Annotated in this window: 15 protein-coding genes and 1 tRNA gene; all 16 read left to right on the forward strand. The window is 66.4% G+C overall.

Annotated elements, in window-relative coordinates:
* Positions 1-17 precede the first annotated feature (17 nt).
* The 16 genes from ACWD4G_RS22820 (at position 18) to ACWD4G_RS22895 (ending at position 22,425) form a co-directional block, all read left to right on the forward strand.
* Positions 18-90 (forward strand) — tRNA-Trp (locus tag ACWD4G_RS22820).
* 115 nt (positions 91-205) lie between these two features.
* Positions 206-493, forward strand: coding sequence for a preprotein translocase subunit SecE (gene secE, locus ACWD4G_RS22825; protein WP_009313784.1), 288 nt, complete (start codon positions 206-208; stop codon positions 491-493).
* Between the two features lie 77 nt (positions 494-570).
* Positions 571-1,434 (forward strand): transcription termination/antitermination protein NusG, encoded by an 864-nt coding sequence (gene nusG / locus ACWD4G_RS22830; protein ID WP_451296165.1) that lies wholly within the window; start codon positions 571-573, stop codon positions 1,432-1,434.
* Positions 1,435-1,595: 161 nt separating this feature from the next.
* Positions 1,596-2,030, forward strand: coding sequence for a 50S ribosomal protein L11 (rplK, locus tag ACWD4G_RS22835; RefSeq protein ID WP_316750050.1), 435 nt, complete (start codon positions 1,596-1,598; stop codon positions 2,028-2,030).
* A 103-nt stretch (positions 2,031-2,133) separates the two neighbouring features.
* Positions 2,134-2,859: a 50S ribosomal protein L1 gene (gene rplA / locus ACWD4G_RS22840; RefSeq protein ID WP_451296167.1), complete on the forward strand. Its 726-nt coding sequence runs from the start codon at positions 2,134-2,136 to the stop codon at positions 2,857-2,859.
* A 191-nt stretch (positions 2,860-3,050) separates the two neighbouring features.
* Positions 3,051-4,043: a hypothetical protein gene (locus ACWD4G_RS22845; RefSeq protein WP_451296169.1), complete on the forward strand. Its 993-nt coding sequence runs from the start codon at positions 3,051-3,053 to the stop codon at positions 4,041-4,043.
* Positions 4,044-4,380: 337 nt separating this feature from the next.
* Positions 4,381-4,911, forward strand: coding sequence for a 50S ribosomal protein L10 (rplJ, locus tag ACWD4G_RS22850; protein ID WP_046731104.1), 531 nt, complete (start codon positions 4,381-4,383; stop codon positions 4,909-4,911).
* A gap of 146 nt (positions 4,912-5,057) precedes the next feature.
* Complete coding sequence (gene rplL / locus ACWD4G_RS22855) at positions 5,058-5,447, forward strand: 50S ribosomal protein L7/L12 (protein ID WP_451296249.1); 390 nt, start codon at positions 5,058-5,060, stop codon at positions 5,445-5,447.
* A gap of 638 nt (positions 5,448-6,085) precedes the next feature.
* Positions 6,086-9,571, forward strand: a complete 3,486-nt coding sequence (gene rpoB, locus ACWD4G_RS22860; RefSeq protein WP_451296172.1) for a DNA-directed RNA polymerase subunit beta — start codon at positions 6,086-6,088, stop codon at positions 9,569-9,571.
* Positions 9,572-9,664: 93 nt separating this feature from the next.
* Positions 9,665-13,561, forward strand: coding sequence for a DNA-directed RNA polymerase subunit beta' (locus ACWD4G_RS22865; protein WP_451296174.1), 3,897 nt, complete (start codon positions 9,665-9,667; stop codon positions 13,559-13,561).
* 217 nt (positions 13,562-13,778) lie between these two features.
* Positions 13,779-14,303, forward strand: a complete 525-nt coding sequence (locus ACWD4G_RS22870; protein ID WP_451296251.1) for a DUF1707 and DUF4190 domain-containing protein — start codon at positions 13,779-13,781, stop codon at positions 14,301-14,303.
* 334 nt (positions 14,304-14,637) lie between these two features.
* Positions 14,638-15,009: a 30S ribosomal protein S12 gene (gene rpsL / locus ACWD4G_RS22875; RefSeq protein WP_003948652.1), complete on the forward strand. Its 372-nt coding sequence runs from the start codon at positions 14,638-14,640 to the stop codon at positions 15,007-15,009.
* Positions 15,010-15,011: 2 nt separating this feature from the next.
* The gene (gene rpsG, locus ACWD4G_RS22880) at positions 15,012-15,482 is read left to right on the forward strand and encodes a 30S ribosomal protein S7 (protein WP_003992340.1); all 471 of its coding nucleotides are present in this window, start codon (positions 15,012-15,014) and stop codon (positions 15,480-15,482) included.
* A gap of 39 nt (positions 15,483-15,521) precedes the next feature.
* On the forward strand, positions 15,522-17,648 hold the full coding sequence (gene fusA, locus ACWD4G_RS22885) for an elongation factor G (RefSeq protein WP_451296176.1): 2,127 nt from the start codon (positions 15,522-15,524) through the stop codon (positions 17,646-17,648).
* A gap of 168 nt (positions 17,649-17,816) precedes the next feature.
* Positions 17,817-19,010: an elongation factor Tu gene (tuf, locus tag ACWD4G_RS22890; RefSeq protein ID WP_451296178.1), complete on the forward strand. Its 1,194-nt coding sequence runs from the start codon at positions 17,817-17,819 to the stop codon at positions 19,008-19,010.
* Between the two features lie 241 nt (positions 19,011-19,251).
* On the forward strand, positions 19,252-22,425 hold the full coding sequence (locus ACWD4G_RS22895; protein WP_451296180.1) for a glycosyl hydrolase 115 family protein: 3,174 nt from the start codon (positions 19,252-19,254) through the stop codon (positions 22,423-22,425).
* The last annotated feature ends 35 nt before the right edge of the window (positions 22,426-22,460 follow it).

A 22,460-nucleotide genomic window follows, 5' to 3' on the forward strand; every position in this document is an offset into this window, starting at 1 on the left:
TTTGGGGAGAACCACAAAGGGTCGTAGCTCAATTGGTAGAGCACTGGTCTCCAAAACCAGCGGTTGGGGGTTCAAGTCCCTCCGGCCCTGCTACACACTCCTCACGCCAGGATGTGTGACGCATGTACGTACAGCAATGTTCCGCCGTGCGGCTCAGACCGGGCGCGGCACGGCCACGACCCGGACCGGAATCAGGTGAGGATGAATGACGGACGCCGTGGGCTCCATCGACACGCCTGATGCCCAGGACGAGGCGCCGGAGGACAAGAAGAAGACCCGCAAGGGCGGCAAGCGCGCCAAGAAGGGCCCGCTGAAGCGTCTCGCGCTCTTCTACCGTCAGATCGTCGCGGAGCTGCGGAAGGTCGTCTGGCCCACCCGCTCCCAGCTGACCACCTACACGACTGTGGTCATCATCTTCGTCGTCATCATGATCGGTCTGGTGACTGTGATTGACTTCGGACTCGACAAGGCGGCCAAGTACGTCTTCGGCTGAGCCGACTGCGAAGGGCGCCGTGCCAGGCGCCCCTTTCGCGCGTTCCACCCCCATGTATCCAGGAAGAAGCAGCCACCGTGTCTGACCCGAACCTGAACGACGCCATCGAGTCTCGCGGGGAGGCCGTCGAGTCCGTGGATGATGAGCTCGACATCGTCGAGGGAGCGGACGAGGTCGACGAGTTCGAGGCTGCCGAAGCCGAGGCGGGGGAGCCGGCCGAGGAAGCCGCCCTGCACGTCGAGGACGCTGACGAGGCCGAGGCCGAAGAGGCCACCGAGGAAGCCGCCGACGGGGAAGAAGCCGACGAGGAAGAGGCCGAGCCGGTCGACCCCGTCCAGGCCCTCCGCGAGGAACTGCGGACCCTGCCCGGCGAGTGGTACGTCATCCACACGTACGCCGGTTACGAGAACCGGGTGAAGACCAACCTGGAGCAGCGCGCCGTCTCGCTGAACGTCGAGGACTACATCTTCCAGGCCGAGGTGCCGCAGGAAGAGGTCGTCCAGATCAAGAACGGCGACCGCAAGACCATCCGTCAGAACAAGCTCCCCGGGTACGTCCTGGTGCGCATGGACCTGACGAACGAGTCCTGGGGCGTCGTCCGCAACACCCCCGGTGTCACCGGCTTCGTGGGCAACGCCTACGACCCGTACCCGCTGACCCTGGACGAGATCGTCAAGATGCTCGCTCCGGAGGCCGAGGAGAAGGCCGCCCGTGAGGCCGCGGAGGCCGAGGGCAAGCCGGCGCCCGCCCGCAAGGTCGAGGTCCAGGTGCTGGACTTCGAGGTCGGCGACTCGGTCACCGTCACCGACGGTCCGTTCGCCACGCTGCAGGCCACGATCAACGAGATCAACGCCGACTCCAAGAAGGTCAAGGGTCTGGTGGAGATCTTCGGACGTGAGACGCCGGTCGAGCTTTCGTTCGACCAGATTCAGAAGAACTGAGCAGAGACCCAAAACAGCAGGTCAGGTCGGCCCTCGGATGGCCTTCCTGACCTGCTCGTTTTTGGGCCTGCATCTATACCCGTTATCGTTGTGCGGTATGCCTTCAACCGGGACGCGAACCTGGATGAGGGCGCACTCGAATCGAAAGGACCCGGAGAGCAATGCCTCCCAAGAAGAAGAAGGTCACGGGGCTCATCAAGCTCCAGATCCAGGCCGGCGCCGCCAACCCGGCTCCGCCGGTCGGCCCGGCGCTGGGTCAGCACGGCGTCAACATCATGGAGTTCTGCAAGGCCTACAACGCCGCGACCGAGTCGCAGCGCGGTTGGGTCATCCCGGTGGAGATCACGGTCTACGAGGACCGCTCCTTCACCTTCGTCACCAAGACGCCTCCGGCCGCCAAGATGATCCTCAAGGCCGCGGGCATCGAGAAGGGCTCCGGCGAGCCGCACAAGACCAAGGTCGCCAAGATCACCGAGGCGCAGGTCCGCGAGATCGCCCAGACCAAGCTGCCCGACCTCAACGCCAACGACCTGGACGCCGCCGCGAAGATCATCGCCGGTACCGCGCGTTCCATGGGCGTCACGGTCGAGGGCTGACCTCAACCTTCGTAGAACCCCTGCGGCGGCCGTATGGCAGTCGCACGTGGCAGGGCCTGCTCGGCCCGTACCACGACTCCTTTCAGAACACACAGGAGCAGTTGTGAGCAAGCGCAGCAAGGCTCTCCGCGCTGCGGACGCCAAGATCGACCGGGAGAAGCTGTACGCCCCGCTCGAGGCCGTCCGTCTCGCCAAGGAGACCTCCACGACCAAGTTCGACGGCACCGTCGAGGTCGCCTTCCGTCTGGGTGTCGACCCTCGCAAGGCCGACCAGATGGTCCGTGGCACCGTGAACCTCCCGCACGGCACCGGTAAGACCGCCCGGGTCCTGGTCTTCGCGACCGGTGACCGTGCCGAGGCCGCACTCGCCGCGGGCGCCGACATCGTCGGCTCCGACGAGCTCATCGACGAGGTGTCGAAGGGCCGTCTGGACTTCGACGCCGTCGTCGCCACCCCGGACCTCATGGGCAAGGTCGGTCGTCTCGGCCGTGTCCTCGGTCCCCGTGGTCTGATGCCGAACCCCAAGACCGGCACCGTGACCCCGGATGTCACCAAGGCTGTCACCGAGATCAAGGGTGGCAAGATCGAGTTCCGCGTCGACAAGCACTCGAATCTGCACTTCATCATCGGCAAGACGTCGTTCGACGACACCAAGCTGGTGGAGAACTACGCGGCCGCGCTTGAGGAGATCACCCGTCTCAAGCCGTCCGCCGCCAAGGGCCGCTACATCAAGAAGGCCGCCATCAGCACCACGATGGGCCCCGGCATCCAGCTCGACCCCAACCGCACCCGCAACCTCCTTGTCGAGGAGGACCCGGCCGCGGTCTGAGCCTGAAGGCTCACCCATCGGGTTCACGGGCCCCACACCCCTTTTCCGGGGGGTTGTGGGGCCCGCGCCCGTTTCCGGCCTGCCGCAGGGGCCGTCCGGGAAATCGGGGCAACCGGAGCGAGGCGTGGGCTACGCTCGGCCCACTTCCTTGTATTCGACACAATGTTCTTTGCGTTCTCCGGGGGGAAACGATGGGGATTTCCGTACACACACGGCGTGGGAAGAAGCTCGCCGGGGTCGCGGCCCTGGTGATCGTCGGTGGGGCCGTCGGCTGCAGCGCCGGGACGGACACCGAGAAGAAGGGCGGTGCCTCCGGGATCGCCCGGAGCGCCACCGAGGTCCTGACCGTGGCGTACGAGAAGACCGCCGAGGCCAAGTCCGCCAAGGTCGAGATGACCATGTCGATACCGGGGGCTCTCGACAGCGCCGGCGGCGGCGACATGACGATGACCGGGGTCATGGGCTGGGACCCGACGGTCATGGACCTGACGATGAAGGGCTCCATGCTCGCCACCGAGCCGGACGCGCCGGAGCAGATCCGGATGATCTGGCGCGACAACGTCATGTACATGGACATGGGGGCAGCCGCCGCCAAGGACATGGACGGCAAGCGCTGGATGAAGATGGACCTCGCGGCCGCCGCCGAGGCCTCCGGGAGCGAGGAGGCCACCAGGGCCATGACCTCGGGCCTGGAGAACATGAACCAGAACCCGGTGGAACAGCTCGCCCTGCTCCTGGAATCGCCCAACCTCAAGCACGTCGGCAGCGAGAAGATCGACGGCGTGGAGACCCAGCACTACAAGGGCAGGCTCACCGTCAAGGAGATGATGGAGAGCAACGACGGACCGGACTTCCTGAAGCCCAAGGAGCGCGAGCAACTCCTTGAGAACATCGAGAAGTCCGGCATCGAGGGCTACGACACCGAGGTCTGGGTCAACGAGGACGACCTGCCGGTCCGGATGGACGTCGCGATGGAAACCCCCCAGGGCGACGTCGACATGAGCATGAAGCTCTCCGACTTCGGCGCCGAGGCCGAGGTCGAGGTGCCGCCGGCCGCCGAGACCTTCGACCTCTTCGAGATGCTGAAGGACCTGGGCGGCGACTCCGGCGACGAGAGCGCCTTCGACGACAGCACGTTCGGCGAGGTGGACACGACCGGGCTGGATTCCGGCTCAGACGTCTGAGCCGCAGGGCTCCGACGTCTGAGCCGCGGCCGCTCGGTCCCCGCCACCGGCCCGCGGAGCGGATTTGCTTGACGGGGACGCGGTCCCGTACTCTTCCGGAGAAGCCAAAGACCGCTGGTCGTTGCCGTGTGCTCATCCCGAGGGCGCGGCGGCCGAAGGAACCGCTGAACTGCGGACGACCCGCGCAGGTGACTGTGGAAGTTGCTCCTGGATGAGTTCCGCTCGAAGGCGGGATCTGTTCGGTTGAGTCACGCCCCGTGCGCCTGCGCCGGGGCGTTTCGTTTTTGCTCCAGCCCCTTCCGAGCGGTCCCATCACCCGGAAGGAGGCCGACGCTCTATGGCAAGGCCCGACAAGGCTGCCGCGGTGGCCGAGCTCACGGAGCAGTTCCGTAGCTCAAGCGCCGCCGTGCTGACCGAGTACCGGGGTCTCACCGTGGCGCAGCTCAAGACGCTGCGTCGTTCGCTCGGTGAGAACGCCCAGTACGCCGTGGTGAAGAACACGCTGACCAAGATTGCGGCCAACGAGGCCGGGATCACGACGCTCGACGACCTGTTCAACGGTCCGACGGCGGTCGCCTTCGTCACCGGTGACCCGGTGGAGTCGGCGAAGGGTCTTCGTGACTTCGCCAAGGACAACCCGAACCTCGTCATCAAGGGCGGTGTCCTTGACGGCAAGGCGCTGTCCGCCGACGAGATCAAGAAGCTCGCGGACCTTGAGTCCCGCGAGGTTCTGCTCGCCAAGCTGGCGGGCGCCCTGAAGGGCAAGCAGACCCAGGCTGCTCAGGTCTTCCAGGCGCTCCCGTCGAAGCTCGTCCGCACCGTGGACGCGCTTCGCGCCAAGCAGGACGAGCAGGGCGGTGCCGAGTAACTCGGCTCGCGAAATGACCGCCGCCTGAGGCGCTGAGCCCCGAGGCAGTGGTCGTAGCGGGCCGAACGTCTACGCAGTAACGCCGCAAGGCGCACGCCCGCCAGACATGTACATCCGGCACCAGCCGATTTAGTGGAAGGAAAGCCATCGTGGCTCTCACCCAGGACGAACTGCTCGCCGAGTTCGAGAACATGACCCTGATCCAGCTCTCCGAGTTCGTGAAGGCGTTCGAGGAGAAGTTCGACGTCACCGCCGCTGCCGCGGCCGTCGTCGCCGCCCCGGCCGCCGGCGGTGCCGCCGGTGGTGCCGAGGCCGTCGAGGAGAAGGACGAGTTCGACGTCGTCCTCACCGGCGCCGGCGACAAGAAGATCCAGGTCATCAAGGTCGTGCGTGAGCTGACCTCCCTCGGCCTGAAGGAGGCCAAGGACCTGGTCGACGGTGCGCCGAAGCCGGTTCTGGAGAAGGTCAACAAGGAGGCCGCCGAGAAGGCCGCCGAGTCCCTCAAGGGCGCCGGTGCCTCCGTCGAGGTCAAGTAAGACCTTTCCGGGTCCGTACGGACTCCGGCCGCGTGGCCTCCGGGTCGCGTGACTTCGCCGCACCGTTTCGAGCCTTTGAGCAAGGGGCTGTAACGCGGACGTACTGAAGGGCGATCACCCATGTGGGTGGTCGCCTTTCGGTGTTCCGGGACATCGAGTGACGGCTGCCTTGCACTGTCGGTGGCGACGAGTATGGTGATCTTCGTCGTGCCTCCGAGCACCCCCGGTGACCGGCCGCGAGTGACGATCGCAGCACCTGGATCGGGCATGGGGGGCCTTGACGAACCGCACGCAGCGCGCAATTCTCAGGACGCGTCGTCACAACGATCCGCATCCGAGGCATGGATCGGCGACGAAGAGGGCAGTATCGATGTGCATCGAGGGCGTGGCTTGCCGCAGCAGTTGAGGAACAACGAGGGTTTCCGAGGCTCCGAAAACCCGCACTGGACATCAGTGTGCCAAGTGGCTACACTGACCCTTTGCGCTGCCTGTTAGCTGCCTCCTGCCCGTCACCAGGGGCATGCCCTCGCTCGAGCACCGACGATTGGACGTCCCCGACCTGGGGCTTTCCATCTCCGCGCCCGGTCGAGGGGGCCGGTACGCGCGTAGTGAGTCCGAGCCCTCGGAAGGACCCCCTCTTGGCCGCCTCGCGCAACGCCTCGACCGCGAATACGAACAACGGCGCCAGCACCGCCCCGCTGCGCATCTCTTTTGCAAAGATCAAGGAGCCTCTCGAGGTTCCCAACCTGCTCGCGCTGCAGACCGAGAGCTTCGACTGGCTGCTCGGCAACACCGCCTGGCAGAGTCGGGTCGAGGAGGCTCTGGAGAACGGACAGGACGTCCCCACCAAGTCCGGTCTGGAGGAGATCTTCGAGGAGATCTCCCCGATCGAGGACTTCTCCGGGTCGATGTCCCTGACGTTCCGCGACCACCGCTTCGAGCCGCCGAAGAACTCGATCGACGAGTGCAAGGAGCGCGACTTCACCTACGCCGCCCCGCTCTTCGTGACGGCGGAGTTCACCAACAACGAGACCGGTGAGATCAAGTCCCAGACGGTCTTCATGGGCGACTTCCCGCTCATGACGAACAAGGGCACGTTCGTCATCAACGGCACCGAGCGTGTCGTGGTGTCGCAGCTGGTCCGTTCGCCCGGTGTCTACTTCGACAGCTCCATCGACAAGACGTCCGACAAGGACATCTTCTCCGCCAAGATCATCCCGTCCCGGGGTGCCTGGCTGGAGATGGAGATCGACAAGCGTGACATGGTCGGTGTCCGTATCGACCGCAAGCGCAAGCAGTCCGTGACCGTCCTCCTCAAGGCCCTCGGTTGGACCACCGAGCAGATCCTGGAGGAGTTCGGCGAGTACGAGTCCATGCGCGCCACCCTGGAGAAGGACCACACCCAGGGCCAGGACGACGCGCTGCTCGACATCTACCGCAAGCTGCGTCCGGGCGAGCCCCCCACGCGTGAGGCCGCGCAGACGCTCCTTGAAAACCTGTACTTCAACCCCAAGCGCTACGACCTCGCCAAGGTCGGCCGCTACAAGGTCAACAAGAAGTTGGGTGCGGAGGCTCCGCTCGACGCGGGCGTCCTGACCGTCGAGGACGTCATCTCGACGATCAAGTACCTGGTGAAGCTGCACGCCGGCGAGACCGAGACGGTCGGCGACAGCGGCGGCACGATCGTCGTCGAGACCGACGACATCGACCACTTCGGCAACCGTCGTCTGCGCAGCGTCGGCGAACTCATCCAGAACCAGGTCCGTACGGGTCTGGCGCGTATGGAGCGAGTCGTCCGTGAGCGCATGACGACCCAGGACGTCGAGGCGATCACGCCGCAGACCCTGATCAACATCCGGCCGGTCGTCGCCTCCATCAAGGAGTTCTTCGGCACCAGCCAGCTGTCGCAGTTCATGGACCAGAACAACCCGCTGTCGGGTCTCACCCACAAGCGCCGTCTGTCGGCCCTTGGTCCGGGTGGTCTCTCCCGTGAGCGGGCCGGCTTCGAGGTCCGTGACGTGCACCCGTCGCACTACGGCCGTATGTGCCCGATCGAGACGCCCGAAGGCCCGAACATCGGTCTGATCGGCTCGCTCGCCTCCTACGGCCGGGTCAACGCGTTCGGTTTCGTCGAGACCCCGTACCGCAAGGTGAACGACGGCCAGGTCACCGACGAGGTCGACTACCTGACCGCCGACGAAGAGGACCGCTTCGTCATCGCGCAGGCCAACGCGCCGCTGACGAGCGACCTCCGCTTCGAGGAGAGCCGCGTGCTCGTCCGCCGCCGTGGCGGCGAGGTCGACTACGTCGGCGGCGAAGACGTCGACTACATGGACGTCTCGCCGCGCCAGATGGTGTCGGTCGCGACCGCCATGATCCCGTTCCTTGAGCACGACGACGCCAACCGTGCCCTCATGGGCGCGAACATGATGCGTCAGGCCGTGCCGCTGATTAAGTCCGAGTCCCCGCTCGTCGGCACCGGCATGGAGTACCGCTCCGCCGTCGACGCCGGCGACGTGGTCAAGGCCGAGAAGGCGGGTGTGGTCCAGGAGGTCTCCGCGGACTACATCACCACCGCCAACGACGACGGCACGTACATCACGTACCGGCTGGCCAAGTTCGCCCGCTCCAACCAGGGCACCTCGGTCAACCAGAAGGTCATCGTCAACGAGGGCGACCGGATCATCGAGGGCCAGGTCCTCGCCGACGGTCCGGCCACCCAGAACGGCGAGATGGCGCTCGGCAAGAACCTGCTGGTCGCGTTCATGCCGTGGGAGGGTCACAACTACGAGGACGCGATCATCCTGTCGCAGCGCCTCGTGCAGGACGACGTCCTCTCCTCGATCCACATTGAGGAGCACGAGGTCGACGCCCGTGACACCAAGCTCGGCCCCGAGGAGATCACCCGGGACATCCCGAACGTCTCCGAGGAGGTCCTCGCCGACCTCGACGAGCGCGGCATCATCCGGATCGGTGCCGAGGTCATCGCCGGTGACATCCTCGTCGGCAAGGTCACCCCGAAGGGTGAGACCGAGCTGACCCCCGAGGAGCGCCTGCTCCGCGCGATCTTCGGTGAGAAGGCCCGTGAGGTCCGTGACACCTCGCTGAAGGTGCCGCACGGCGAGACCGGCAAGGTCATCGGCGTCCGCGTCTTCGACCGCGAGGAGGGCGACGAGCTTCCCCCCGGTGTCAACCAGCTGGTGCGCGTGTACGTGGCGCAGAAGCGCAAGATCACCGACGGTGACAAGCTCGCCGGCCGGCACGGCAACAAGGGCGTCATCTCCAAGATCCTGCCGATCGAGGACATGCCGTTCCTGGAGGACGGCACCCCGGTCGACATCATCCTCAACCCCCTCGGTGTGCCGTCCCGAATGAACCCGGGACAGGTCCTGGAGATCCACCTCGGCTGGCTCGCCAGCCGCGGCTGGGACGTCTCCGGGCTCGGCGAGGAGTGGGCGCAGCGCCTGCAGGCCATCGAGGCCGACCAGGTCGCCCCGGGCACCAACGTCGCCACCCCCGTCTTCGACGGTGCGCGTGAGGACGAGCTCGCGGGTCTGCTCCAGCACACCATCCCCAACCGCGACGGCGAGCGCATGGTGCTCCCGACCGGTAAGGCGCGGCTGTTCGACGGCCGTTCGGGTGAGCCTTTCCCGGACCCGATCTCCGTCGGCTACATGTACATCCTCAAGCTGCACCACCTGGTCGACGACAAGCTGCACGCCCGCTCGACCGGCCCGTACTCGATGATCACCCAGCAGCCGCTGGGTGGTAAGGCTCAGTTCGGTGGCCAGCGCTTCGGTGAGATGGAGGTGTGGGCGCTGGAGGCTTACGGCGCCGCGTACGCCCTCCAGGAGCTGCTGACCATCAAGTCCGACGACGTCACCGGCCGCGTGAAGGTCTACGAGGCCATCGTCAAGGGCGAGAACATCCCCGAGCCCGGCATCCCCGAGTCCTTCAAGGTGCTCATCAAGGAGATGCAGTCGCTCTGCCTGAACGTGGAGGTGCTGTCCAGCGACGGTATGTCCATCGAGATGCGTGACACCGACGAGGACGTCTTCCGCGCTGCGGAGGAGCTCGGCATCGACCTGTCCCGGCGTGAGCCGAGCAGCGTCGAAGAGGTCTGACGGGAGTCCGGAGACCTTCACTTCGAAGGTCTCCGGCCCCAGGACCCCCGTATCAGACCAAAGACTTACAACCCTGAGAGGGATTGACGCATAGTGCTCGACGTCAACTTCTTCGACGAGCTCCGGATCGGCCTGGCCACCGCGGACGACATCCGGCAGTGGAGCCACGGCGAGGTCAAGAAGCCCGAGACGATCAACTACCGCACCCTGAAGCCCGAAAAGGACGGACTCTTCTGCGAGAAGATCTTCGGTCCGACCCGGGACTGGGAGTGCTACTGCGGCAAGTACAAGCGTGTCCGCTTCAAGGGCATCATCTGTGAGCGCTGTGGTGTCGAGGTCACTCGCGCCAAGGTGCGCCGTGAGCGGATGGGCCACATCGAGCTGGCCGCTCCCGTCACCCACATCTGGTACTTCAAGGGCGTTCCGTCGCGGCTGGGCTACCTCCTCGACCTCGCCCCGAAGGACCTGGAGAAGGTCATCTACTTCGCGGCGTACATGATCACGTACGTCGACGAGGAGCGCCGTACGCGCGACCTGCCCTCCCTGGAGGCGCATGTCTCCGTCGAGCGGCAGCAGATCGAGAACCGCCGGGACGCCGACCTTGAGGCCCGCGCCAAGAAGCTTGAGACCGACCTGGCCGAGCTGGAGGCCGAGGGCGCCAAGGCCGATGTGCGCCGCAAGGTGCGCGAGGGCGCCGAGCGTGAGATGAAGCAGCTGCGCGACCGTTCGCAGCGCGAGATCGACCGTCTCGACGAGGTGTGGACCCGGTTCAAGAACCTCAAGGTCCAGGACCTGGAGGGCGACGAGCTCCTCTACCGCGAGCTGCGTGACCGCTTCGGCACGTACTTCGACGGTTCGATGGGTGCCGCGGCGCTGCAGAAGCGCCTGGAGTCCTTCGACCTGGACGAGGAGGCCGAGCGCCTCCGCGAGATCATCCGCACCGGCAAGGGCCAGAAGAAGACCCGTGCGCTCAAGCGCCTCAAGGTTGTCTCCGCGTTCCTGCAGACCAGCAACAGCCCCAAGGGCATGGTGCTGGACTGCGTGCCGGTCATCCCGCCGGACCTCCGCCCGATGGTGCAGCTGGACGGTGGCCGCTTCGCGACCTCCGACCTGAACGACCTGTACCGCCGTGTGATCAACCGGAACAACCGACTGAAGCGGCTTCTCGACCTCGGCGCGCCCGAGATCATCGTGAACAACGAGAAGCGCATGCTCCAGGAGGCCGTCGACGCCCTGTTCGACAACGGTCGTCGCGGCCGTCCGGTCACCGGTCCCGGTAACCGCCCGCTGAAGTCCCTCAGCGACATGCTGAAGGGCAAGCAGGGCCGATTCCGTCAGAACCTGCTCGGCAAGCGTGTGGACTACTCCGCGCGTTCCGTGATCGTCGTCGGTCCGCAGCTGAAGCTGCACCAGTGCGGTCTGCCGAAGGCGATGGCGCTGGAGCTGTTCAAGCCGTTCGTGATGAAGCGGCTCGTGGACCTCAACCACGCGCAGAACATCAAGAGCGCCAAGCGCATGGTCGAGCGCGGCCGCACCGTCGTGTACGACGTCCTCGAAGAGGTCATCGCCGAGCACCCGGTGCTGCTGAACCGTGCTCCCACCCTGCACCGCCTCGGCATCCAGGCCTTCGAGCCGCAGCTGGTCGAGGGCAAGGCCATCCAGATCCACCCGCTCGTCTGCACCGCGTTCAACGCGGACTTCGACGGTGACCAGATGGCCGTGCACCTGCCGCTGTCCGCGGAGGCGCAGGCCGAGGCCCGCATCCTGATGCTGTCCTCGAACAACATCCTCAAGCCGGCCGACGGCCGTCCGGTGACGATGCCGACCCAGGACATGGTCCTCGGTCTGTTCTTCCTCACCACCGACGGCGAGATGCGGGACGTGAAGGGCGAGGACCGCTCCTTCTCCTCCGTGGCCGAGGCGATCATGGCGTTCGACGCCGGTGAGCTGTCGCTGCAGTCGCGCGTGGACATCCGCTTCCCGGTGGGCACCATCCCGCCGCGCGGCTGGACCCCGCCGGCACGTGAGGAGGGTGAGCCCGAGTGGCAGCAGGGTGACACCTTCACCCTGAAGACCACGCTGGGCCGCGCGCTCTTCAACGAGCTGCTGCCCGAGGACTACCCGTTCGTCGACTACGAGGTCGGCAAGAAGCAGCTCTCCGAGATCGTCAACGACCTCGCCGAGCGCTACCCCAAGGTCATCGTGGCGGCGACGCTCGACAACCTGAAGGCGTCCGGCTTCTTCTGGGCGACCCGTTCCGGTGTCACCGTGGCCATCTCCGACGTCGTCGTCCCCGAGGCGAAGAGGGAGATCGTCAAGGGCTACGAGGCGCAGGACGAGAAGGTCCAGAAGCAGTACGAGCGCGGTCTGATCACCAAGGACGAGCGCACGCAGGAGCTCATCGCGATCTGGACCAAGGCGACCAACGAGGTCGCCGAGGCGATGAACGACAACTTCCCGAAGACCAACCCGATCTTCATGATGGTGAACTCGGGTGCACGAGGCAACATGATGCAGATGCGTCAGATCGCCGGTATGCGTGGTCTTGTGTCGAACGCCAAGAACGAGACGATCCCGCGTCCCATCAAGGCGTCCTTCCGTGAGGGTCTGTCCGTTCTGGAGTACTTCATCTCCACGCACGGTGCCCGTAAGGGTCTCGCCGACACCGCCCTGCGTACCGCCGACTCGGGTTACCTCACCCGTCGTCTGGTGGACGTCTCGCAGGACGTCATCATCCGCGAGGAGGACTGCGGCACCGACCGCGGCCTCAAGCTCCACATCGCGGAACTCGTCGACGGCGTGCTGCACAAGGCGGAGAACGTCGAGACGTCCGTGTACGCGCGCTGCCTCGCCGAGGACATCGTCGTCGACGGCAAGGTGCTGGCCCCGGCCGGCACCGACCTGGGCGATGTGCTCATCGACGAGCTGATCCTCCAGGGCGTCGCCGAGGTCAAGACCCGCTCGGTCCTGACCTGCGAGTCCGCCGTCGGCACCTGCGCCATGTGCTACGGCCGCTCGCTGGCCACCGGCAAGCTGGTCGACATCGGTGAGGCGGTCGGCATCATCGCCGCCCAGTCCATCGGTGAGCCCGGCACCCAGCTGACGATGCGTACCTTCCACACCGGTGGTGTGGCCGGTGACGACATCACCCAGGGTCTGCCGCGTGTCGTCGAGCTCTTCGAGGCCCGTACCCCGAAGGGTGTCGCCCCGATCTCCGAGGCCTCCGGCCGCGTGCGGATCGAGGAGACCGAGAAGACCAAGAAGATCGTCGTCACCCCGGACGACGGCAGCGACGAGATGGCCTACCCCATCTCCAAGCGTGCCCGTCTGATGGTCAGCGAGGGCGAGCACGTCGAGGTGGGCCAGAAGCTCACCGTGGGTGCCACCAACCCGCACGACGTGCTGCGCATCCTGGGTCAGCGTGCCGTCCAGGTCCACCTGGTCGGCGAGGTCCAGAAGGTGTACAACTCGCAGGGTGTGTCGATCCACGACAAGCACATCGAGATCATCATCCGGCAGATGCTGCGCCGTGTGACGATCATCGAGTCCGGTGACGCCGAGCTGCTGCCCGGTGAGCTGGTCGAGCGGTCGAAGTTCGAGACCGAGAACCGTCGTGTGGTCCAGGAGGGCGGTCACCCGGCCTCCGGTCGTCCGCAGCTCATGGGTATCACCAAGGCCTCGCTGGCCACGGAGTCCTGGCTGTCGGCGGCGTCCTTCCAGGAGACGACGCGAGTCCTCACGGACGCGGCGATCAACGCCAAGTCCGACTCGCTCATCGGCCTCAAGGAGAACGTCATCATCGGTAAGCTCATCCCGGCCGGTACGGGTCTGTCCCGCTACCGCAACATCCGGGTGGAGCCGACCGAGGAGGCCAAGGCCGCGATGTACTCGGCCGTCGGCTACGACGACATCGACTACTCCCCGTTCGGCACCGGCTCCGGCCAGGCCGTCCCGCTGGAGGACTACGACTACGGTCCGTACAACCAGTAAGGGTTCCTGCAGCCAGTAGGGCGTACGTCCGCTGAAGGGCGGCCACTCCGTTTCGCACGGGGTGGCCGCCCTTCGGCGTGTCGTCCGTGCCGTTGTGTGGCGGAAACGAGACACAACAGGGGCATGGGAACCGATGCCGTGGGTCGTGCGTTGGAGGATGATGGAGGCTCAACCAGTCCGGGGGAGTGTTCTTGTGTCGAACCCGTCGTGGCAGCCGATGCCTTGGCAGGCGCAGGGCAGCAGCCCGTCCCTGCTCGCCGCCCATGCCGATCGTGAGCGTGCCGTGGATGTCCTGCGGGCCGGTTTCGGTGAGGGCCGCCTCCAGCAGGACGAGTACGAGAGGCGCGTAGAGAGGGCCTACAAGGCCCGTACGGTGGGGGAGTTGGCTCTCCTCGTCGCCGATCTGCCCCAGGGGCCCTCGGCGATGCAGCCGACCGTCATGGGCCCGATGGCGCCCATGGTGCCGCGTACCTTCATGCCGGCCCCGATCCCCCCTCCGGCCACCAACGGCAAGGCCGTGGGGGCGATGGTCTGCGGGGTGCTGACGACCATGACGATGGGGCTCACGGGCATCCCGGCCGTCATCCTGGGCCACACGGCGAAGGCCGAGATCAAGCGCACGGGGGAGGGCGGTGAGGGCTTCGCCCTGGCCGGCCTCATTCTGGGGTGGCTGTCGGTGGCGGGCTGGGCCTTCTTCCTGATGATCATGATGATCGCCGGGGTGTCGTCGAGCAGCGGATGACGAGCGCCGGCCTGTCGATCCCCGCGTGGGCCGCACGCGCCGTACACCCCCGCTGAACCCACGGCGAGCAGGCGCCCCGGTCCCCTAAACCTGTCGCCGCCCATTTGTTTTGACCGTAGCGAATGCGATAGGTACGCTCAGACCTTGTGCCTGGGGTGTGCCCTGGCTCCCGTGCGTGCCTTTACACCGCACAGGACGGAGCCAGTCAACGGCCACCGCGATCCGTGCCTTCCCTCCCCGGAGGGGCTCCGCCGGGTTCGACACACCCGACCGCGTGGGTCGGTGAAGTTCCAGGTTAGCTGTACCAATTCGGCACACAGAAACCGGAGAAGTAGTGCCTACGATCCAGCAGCTGGTCCGCAAGGGCCGGCAGGACAAGGTCGAGAAGAACAAGACGCCCGCACTTGAGGGTTCCCCTCAGCGTCGTGGCGTCTGCACGCGTGTGTTCACGACCACCCCGAAGAAGCCGAACTCGGCCCTGCGTAAGGTCGCGCGTGTGCGTCTGACCAGCGGCATCGAGGTCACCGCTTACATTCCGGGTGAGGGTCACAACCTGCAGGAGCACTCCATCGTGCTCGTGCGCGGTGGCCGTGTGAAGGACCTGCCGGGTGTTCGCTACAAGATCATCCGCGGTTCGCTCGACACCCAGGGTGTCAAGAACCGCAAGCAGGCCCGCAGCCGCTACGGCGCCAAGAAGGAGAAGTAAGAATGCCTCGTAAGGGCCCCGCCCCGAAGCGCCCGGTCATCATCGACCCGGTCTACGGTTCTCCTCTTGTCACGTCGCTCATCAACAAGGTGCTGCTGAACGGCAAGCGCTCCACCGCCGAGCGCATCGTCTACGGCGCCATGGAGGGCCTTCGCGAGAAGACGGGCAACGACCCGATCATCACGCTGAAGCGCGCTCTGGAGAACATCAAGCCGACCCTTGAGGTCAAGTCCCGCCGTGTCGGTGGTGCGACGTACCAGGTTCCGATCGAGGTCAAGCCCGGTCGTGCCAACACGCTCGCGCTGCGCTGGCTGGTCGGTTACTCCCGCGCCCGTCGCGAGAAGACCATGACCGAGCGTCTGCTCAACGAGCTTCTCGACGCCTCCAACGGCCTCGGTGCCGCTGTGAAGAAGCGCGAGGACACCCACAAGATGGCCGAGTCCAACAAGGCCTTCGCGCACTACCGCTGGTAGTCGCAGACCCCATCGAGACCGAGAGAAGACTGAAGCCTTATGGCTACCACTTCACTTGACCTGGCCAAGGTCCGCAACATCGGGATCATGGCCCACATCGACGCGGGCAAGACGACCACCACCGAGCGGATTCTGTTCTACACCGGTGTGTCCTACAAGATCGGTGAGGTCCACGACGGCGCTGCCACCATGGACTGGATGGAGCAGGAGCAGGAGCGTGGCATCACGATCACCTCTGCTGCCACCACCTGTCACTGGCCGCTGGAGGACGTCGACCACACCATCAACATCATCGACACCCCGGGCCACGTCGACTTCACCGTAGAGGTGGAGCGTTCGCTGCGCGTGCTCGACGGTGCCGTGACGGTGTTCGACGGCGTCGCCGGTGTCGAGCCGCAGTCCGAGACGGTGTGGCGTCAGGCGGACCGCTACGGCGTTCCGCGTATCTGCTTCGTCAACAAGCTCGACCGCACGGGCGCCGAGTTCCACCGCTGTGTGGACATGATCTCGGACCGCCTGGGCGCGCAGCCGATCGTCATGCAGCTCCCGATCGGTGCCGAGGCCGACTTCAAGGGCGTCGTGGACCTGGTCCGCATGAAGGCGCTCGTCTGGTCCGCCGAGGCCACCAAGGGCGAGATGTACGACGTCGTCGACATCCCGGACACCCACGCCGAGGCTGCCGAGGAGTACCGCGGCAAGCTGCTGGAGTCCGTGGCCGAGAACGACGAAGAGATCATGGAGCTGTACCTGGAGGGCGTCGAGCCCACCGAGGAGCAGCTGTACGCCGCGATCCGTCGTATCACCATCGCGTCCGGCAAGTCCAAGGACGTCACGGTCACCCCGGTGTTCTGTGGCACCGCGTTCAAGAACAAGGGCGTTCAGCCCCTGCTCGACGCGGTCGTGCGCTACCTCCCCTCCCCCCTGGACGTCGAGGCCATCGAGGGCCACGACGTGAAGGACCCGGAGGAGGTCGTCAAGCGCAAGCCGTCCGACGACGAGCCGCTGTCCGCGCTGGCGTTCAAGATCATGAGCGACCCGCACCTCGGCAAGCTCACCTTCGTCCGGGTCTACTCGGGCCGCCTGGAGTCCGGCACCTCGGTGCTGAACTCCGTCAAGGGCAAGAAGGAGCGCATCGGCAAGATCTACCGCATGCACGCGAACAAGCGTGAGGAGATCGACTCGGTGGGCGCCGGCGACATCATCGCCGTGATGGGTCTGAAGCAGACCACGACCGGTGAGACGCTGTGCGACGACAAGCAGCCGGTGATCCTGGAGTCCATGGACTTCCCGGCGCCGGTCATCCAGGTCGCCATCGAGCCCAAGTCCAAGGGCGACCAGGAGAAGCTGGGTGTCGCCATCCAGCGTCTCGCGGAGGAGGACCCCTCCTTCCAGGTCCACTCGGACGAGGAGACCGGCCAGACCATCATCGGTGGTATGGGCGAGCTGCACCTTGAGGTGCTGGTCGACCGTATGCGCCGTGAGTTCAAGGTCGAGGCCAACGTCGGCAAGCCGCAGGTCGCGTACCGCGAGACGATCCGCAAGGCCGTCGAGCGCGTCGACTACACGCACAAGAAGCAGACCGGTGGTACGGGTCAGTTCGCCAAGGTCCAGATCGGCATCGAGCCGATCGAGGGCGGCGACGCGTCGTACGAGTTCATCAACAAGGTGACCGGTGGCCGCATCCCCAAGGAGTACATCCCTTCGGTGGACGCGGGTGCGCAGGAGGCCATGCAGTTCGGCATCCTCGCCGGTTACGAGATGACCGGTGTCCGTGTGACGCTGCACGACGGTGCCTACCACGAGGTCGACTCCTCCGAGCTGGCCTTCAAGATCGCCGGTTCGCAGGCCTTCAAGGAGGCCGCGCGCAAGGCGTCCCCCGTGCTCCTTGAGCCGATGATGGCCGTCGAGGTCACCACGCCCGAGGACTACATGGGTGAGGTCATCGGCGACATCAACTCCCGCCGTGGCCAGATCCAGGCCATGGAGGAGCGGGCCGGTGCCCGCGTCGTGAAGGGCCTCGTGCCCCTCTCGGAGATGTTCGGTTACGTCGGCGACCTGCGCAGCAAGACGTCCGGCCGGGCCAGCTACTCCATGCAGTTCGACTCCTACGCCGAGGTTCCGCGGAACGTCGCCGAGGAGATCATCGCGAAGGCCAAGGGCGAGTAACCACCGCGTTCCACGCGCTGCGTTCACACGCTTTAGGCTTGACTCCGGAGCCTTGAGGGGCAAACCCCCGCAAACGCGGGTGTTTGCCCCGGGGCCCGGGCTTTCCAGCAAAGATCACCTGGCGCCGATGAAGCAAGGCGTTCAGAACCACTCCACAGGAGGACCCCAGTGGCGAAGGCGAAGTTCGAGCGGACTAAGCCGCACGTCAACATCGGCACCATCGGTCACATCGACCACGGTAAGACGACCCTCACGGCCGCCATTACCAAGGTGCTGCACGACGCGTTCCCGGACCTGAACGAGGCCTCGGCGTTCGACCAGATCGACAAGGCTCCCGAGGAGCGCCAGCGCGGTATCACCATCTCCATCGCGCACGTCGAGTACCAGACGGAGACCCGTCACTACGCCCACGTCGACTGCCCCGGTCACGCGGACTACATCAAGAACATGATCACCGGTGCCGCTCAGATGGACGGCGCCATCCTCGTGGTCGCCGCCACCGACGGCCCGATGCCGCAGACCAAGGAGCACGTGCTCCTGGCCCGCCAGGTCGGCGTTCCGTACATCGTCGTCGCCCTGAACAAGGCCGACATGGTGGACGACGAGGAGATCCTGGAGCTCGTCGAGCTTGAGGTTCGTGAGCTGCTCTCCGAGTACGAGTTCCCGGGCGACGACGTTCCGGTCGTCAAGGTCTCCGCGCTCAAGGCGCTTGAGGGCGACAAGGAGTGGGGCCAGTCGGTCCTGGACCTGATGTCCGCCGTCGACGAGGCGATCCCGCAGCCCGAGCGTGACGTCGACAAGCCGTTCCTGATGCCGATCGAGGACGTCTTCACGATCACCGGTCGTGGCACCGTCGTCACCGGTCGTATCGAGCGTGGTGTCCTCAAGGTCAACGAGACCGTCGACATCATCGGTATCAAGACCGAGAAGACCACCACCACGGTCACCGGCATCGAGATGTTCCGCAAGCTGCTCGATGAGGGCCAGGCCGGTGAGAACGTCGGTCTGCTGCTCCGTGGCATCAAGCGCGAGGACGTCGAGCGCGGCCAGGTCATCATCAAGCCGGGCTCGGTCACCCCGCACACCGAGTTCGAGGCGCAGGCCTACATCCTCTCCAAGGACGAGGGTGGCCGCCACACGCCGTTCTTCAACAACTACCGTCCGCAGTTCTACTTCCGTACGACGGACGTGACCGGCGTGGTGACCCTCCCCGAGGGCACCGAGATGGTCATGCCGGGTGACAACACCGAGATGAAGGTGGAGCTCATCCAGCCCATCGCCATGGAAGAGGGCCTGAAGTTCGCCATCCGTGAGGGTGGCCGCACGGTCGGCGCCGGCCAGGTCACCAAGATCAACAAGTGATCTTGGCCCGCGAGGGCTGACCCGGCAGGTCTGAAGGGGCCCGTACGACTTCGGTCGTACGGGCCCTTTCGCTGTGCCCGTAGGGGTTCGGCTGTCCGTCCCCGGCGCTCCGGGTGGGCCGTGCTTCGAAAGTATTCGACGGTTACGACCCATTCCCCCCGCCGGTCACTCCCTTCACCATTTGTCATGCCGCTGAGCAAATGCGGGATGTCTTCGGGGTCTTCGGGACGAGGGGTGAGGCATGTCTGGACGCGTCAGCCGTAGGGCCGTTCTCGGGGCGGGGGCCGGGGTGGTGGCGCTGCCGATGCTGCCGGGGACGGCGTACGGGGAGGACGGGGGCGACGGGGAGGTCGTAGGGGGACTACGGGTGACCGACCCCGGGGCGTATCTCTCGTTCGCGCCCGTGCCCGGTGGGTTTCCGCTGGTGGGTGCCCCTGTGGTCGTCAGTCCTGAGGATCATCCCGGAGTCGTACGGGTGGCGGGGGATCTGCGGGACGACATCGAGCGGGTGACCGGGGTGCGGCCGGGGAGTTCGGCGGCCCGGGAGGTGGTTCTGGTGGGGACCATCGGGCGGAGTCCGTTGATCGACGGGCTGATCGCCGCCGGGAAACTCGATGTCGGTGGGGTGCGGGGGAAGTGGGAGACCTCGTTGCAGACCGTGGTCGAGCGGCCCATGGCGGGGGTGGAGCGGGCGTTCGTCGTCGCGGGGAGCGATCCCCGGGGGACGGTCTTCGGGGTGTACGACGTCTCGTACGGGCTCGGGGTCTCGCCCTGGTACTGGTGGGACGACGTGCCTCCGGTGCGGCGGGCGGCGGTGTACGTACGGCCGGGTCGCTTCAGCCAGGGCACGCCTGCCGTGAAGTACCGGGGGATCTTCATCAACGACGAGAACCCGGCGCTCGGGACGTGGGCGCCGGCGTACTTCGGGCCGGGGAAGGCGCCGGGGCACCCCGGAGGCTTCAACGCGGACTTCTGGGCCAAGGTCTTCGAGGTGTTGCTGCGGCTGAAGGGGAACTACGTCTGGCCGGCGGTGTGGGGGCGGGCCTTCGCCGAGGACGATCCGGAGAACCATCGGCGGGCCTCCGAGTACGGGGTTGTCATGGGCACGTCTCATGAGGCGCCGATGATGCGGGGGATCGAGGAGTGGAACCGGCATGCGTCGCCCGGGCACGACCCGTACGGCGGCACCGGGGAGTGGTCCTACCGTCGCAACGCGGAGGCCATCAAGGCGTATTGGCGGGCCGGTGTCCAGCGCATGGTGGATCAGGGTTTCGAGGGCGTGGTCACGCTCGGTATGCGGGGCAACGGCGACACGAGCCTCCCCGACGGTGACGGCATCGAACTGATGAAGGAGATCATCGCGACCCAGCGGCAGATCATCGAGGAGGTGACGGGCCGGCCGGCATCGGAGACACCGCAGGTGTGGACCCTGTACAAGGAGGTCCAGCGCTACTGGGACCGCGGACTTCGGGTGCCGGACGATGTGACCGTCGTCCTCACGGATGACAACTGGGGGAACATCCGTAAGCATCCGGACCCGGGGGAGCCCGTACGACCTGGGGGTTACGGGTTGTACTACCACTTCGACTACGTGGGGGTGGGGCGCAACTACAAGTGGGTCGACACGGCGAACCTCGCCAATCTGTGGGAGCAGCTCCACGAGGCGGACGCGTACGGGAACCACCGGCTGTGGGTGGCGAACGTCGGTGATCTGAAGGGCAACGAGCTGCCGACCGAGTTCTTTCTGAACTTCGCCTGGAATCCCATGCGTTGGGGCCTGGAGGAGCTGGGGGAGTGGGAGCGGGGGTTCGCCCGGCAGAACTTCGGGGAGGGCGTGGCCGACGAGATCGCCGAGGTGCTGAGTGCGTACGGACGGCTTCAGGCCCGTCGTAAGCCGGAGCTGTTGAACCGGCGGATCACCGTGGATGGGGCCAAGGACCCGACGAAGGACGAGAGCGCGATCGTCTACGACGACCAGGAGACCCCTTACTACTTCGGCCACCGGGAGCTGGAGCGGGTCACCGAGGAGTGGCGGGCGCTGGGGAGGCGGGCCGAGCGGATCGGGCGGCGGCTGCCGGCTCGGATGCGGGACGCGTGGTTCGAACTGGTCGGGTACGCGGTCGGGGCCACGGCGAATCTGTACGGGCTGCGGGAGGCCGAGTTCAAGAATCTGCTGTACGCCGCGCAGGGGCGGGCGGCGACGAATCGGTTCGCCGAGGAGGCGGAGGCGGGGCTCGCGCGGGACTTCGCGCTCGCCGAACGCTTCAACTCCCAGGTCGCGGGCGGCAAATGGCGGGGCTTCCAGACCCAGCCGCACATCGGGTACGGGGATGTGGAGCGGTACGGCCCCAATGCCGGGTGGCAGCAGCCGGAGAAGGACAACGTGGCGCTGCCGGACGAGATCTTTCCCAAGGTGAGGAGGGTCGAGGTGCCGGAGGCGGCCGGGTTGGGGGTGGCCGTGGACGGGGCCGAGGACGCGGGGCAGTGGTGGCCCGGGGATGCGGCGGAGGACGGGCCGGGGGGTGCGGCGGGGAGCGCGACGGGGAGGTCGGTGGAGGCCGTGCTTCCGGTGTTCAGCCCGTATCAGACGCGGCCTCAGCAGTATGTGGAGATCTTCAATCGGGGGCGTACGCCTTTCGACTTCCGGATCGAGTCGTCGGTGCCGTGGCTGGTGGTGGAGCGGGCTCGGGGGCGGGTCGAGGAGCAGGTGCGGGTGGGGGTTCGGGTGGAGTGGGGGCGGGTGCCGGGGGGTGGGGCGGAGGGTGTGCTCACGGTGAGCGGGGCGGGGGCCTCGGTGCCGGTGCGGGCTGTCGCGGAGAAGCCGTCGGGGAAGGTGACCCGGGGGTTGAAGGGCTTTGTCGAGGCCGGAGGGTATGTGGCGATCGACGCGGAGCACCACCTGCGGGCCGTGGGGTCGGGGGACGGGCGGGTGCGGTGGCGGAGGGTGGAGGGGATCGGGCGTACGGGTGCCGGGGTGATGCCGTGGCCGGTCACCGCGGCTCGGCAGACGCCGGGCGGGGCCGGGAGTCCGCGGCTGGAGTACGAGGTCAGTCTGCTGTCGGTGCCGGAAGGGGGTGCCGAGGTGACGGTGTGGGCGTATGTGTCGCCGAGGAATCCGGCGCTCGCAACGGGTGGGCTGCGGTACGGGATGTCGTTCGACGGCGATGAGGTGAAGGTCGTCGACATCAACGCCGTCACCGGGGCCGACGACGGGCTCATGAACAAGCAGTGGGCGCGGAACACCTCGGACAACGTCAACGTGACGGCGACCCGGCACCGGATCGCCGGGCCCGGTGTGCATCGGCTGACGTTCTGGATGGTCGATCCGACGGTGGTGCTGCAGCGGTTGGTGATCGACACGGGTGGGTTGACGCCGACGTATCTGGGGCCGTTGGAGAGTCACCGCATTCGCTGACGAGAGCCACAGCATTCGCTGATGAGAAGGGACCC

Source organism: Streptomyces sp. NPDC002643 (assembly GCF_053592555.1).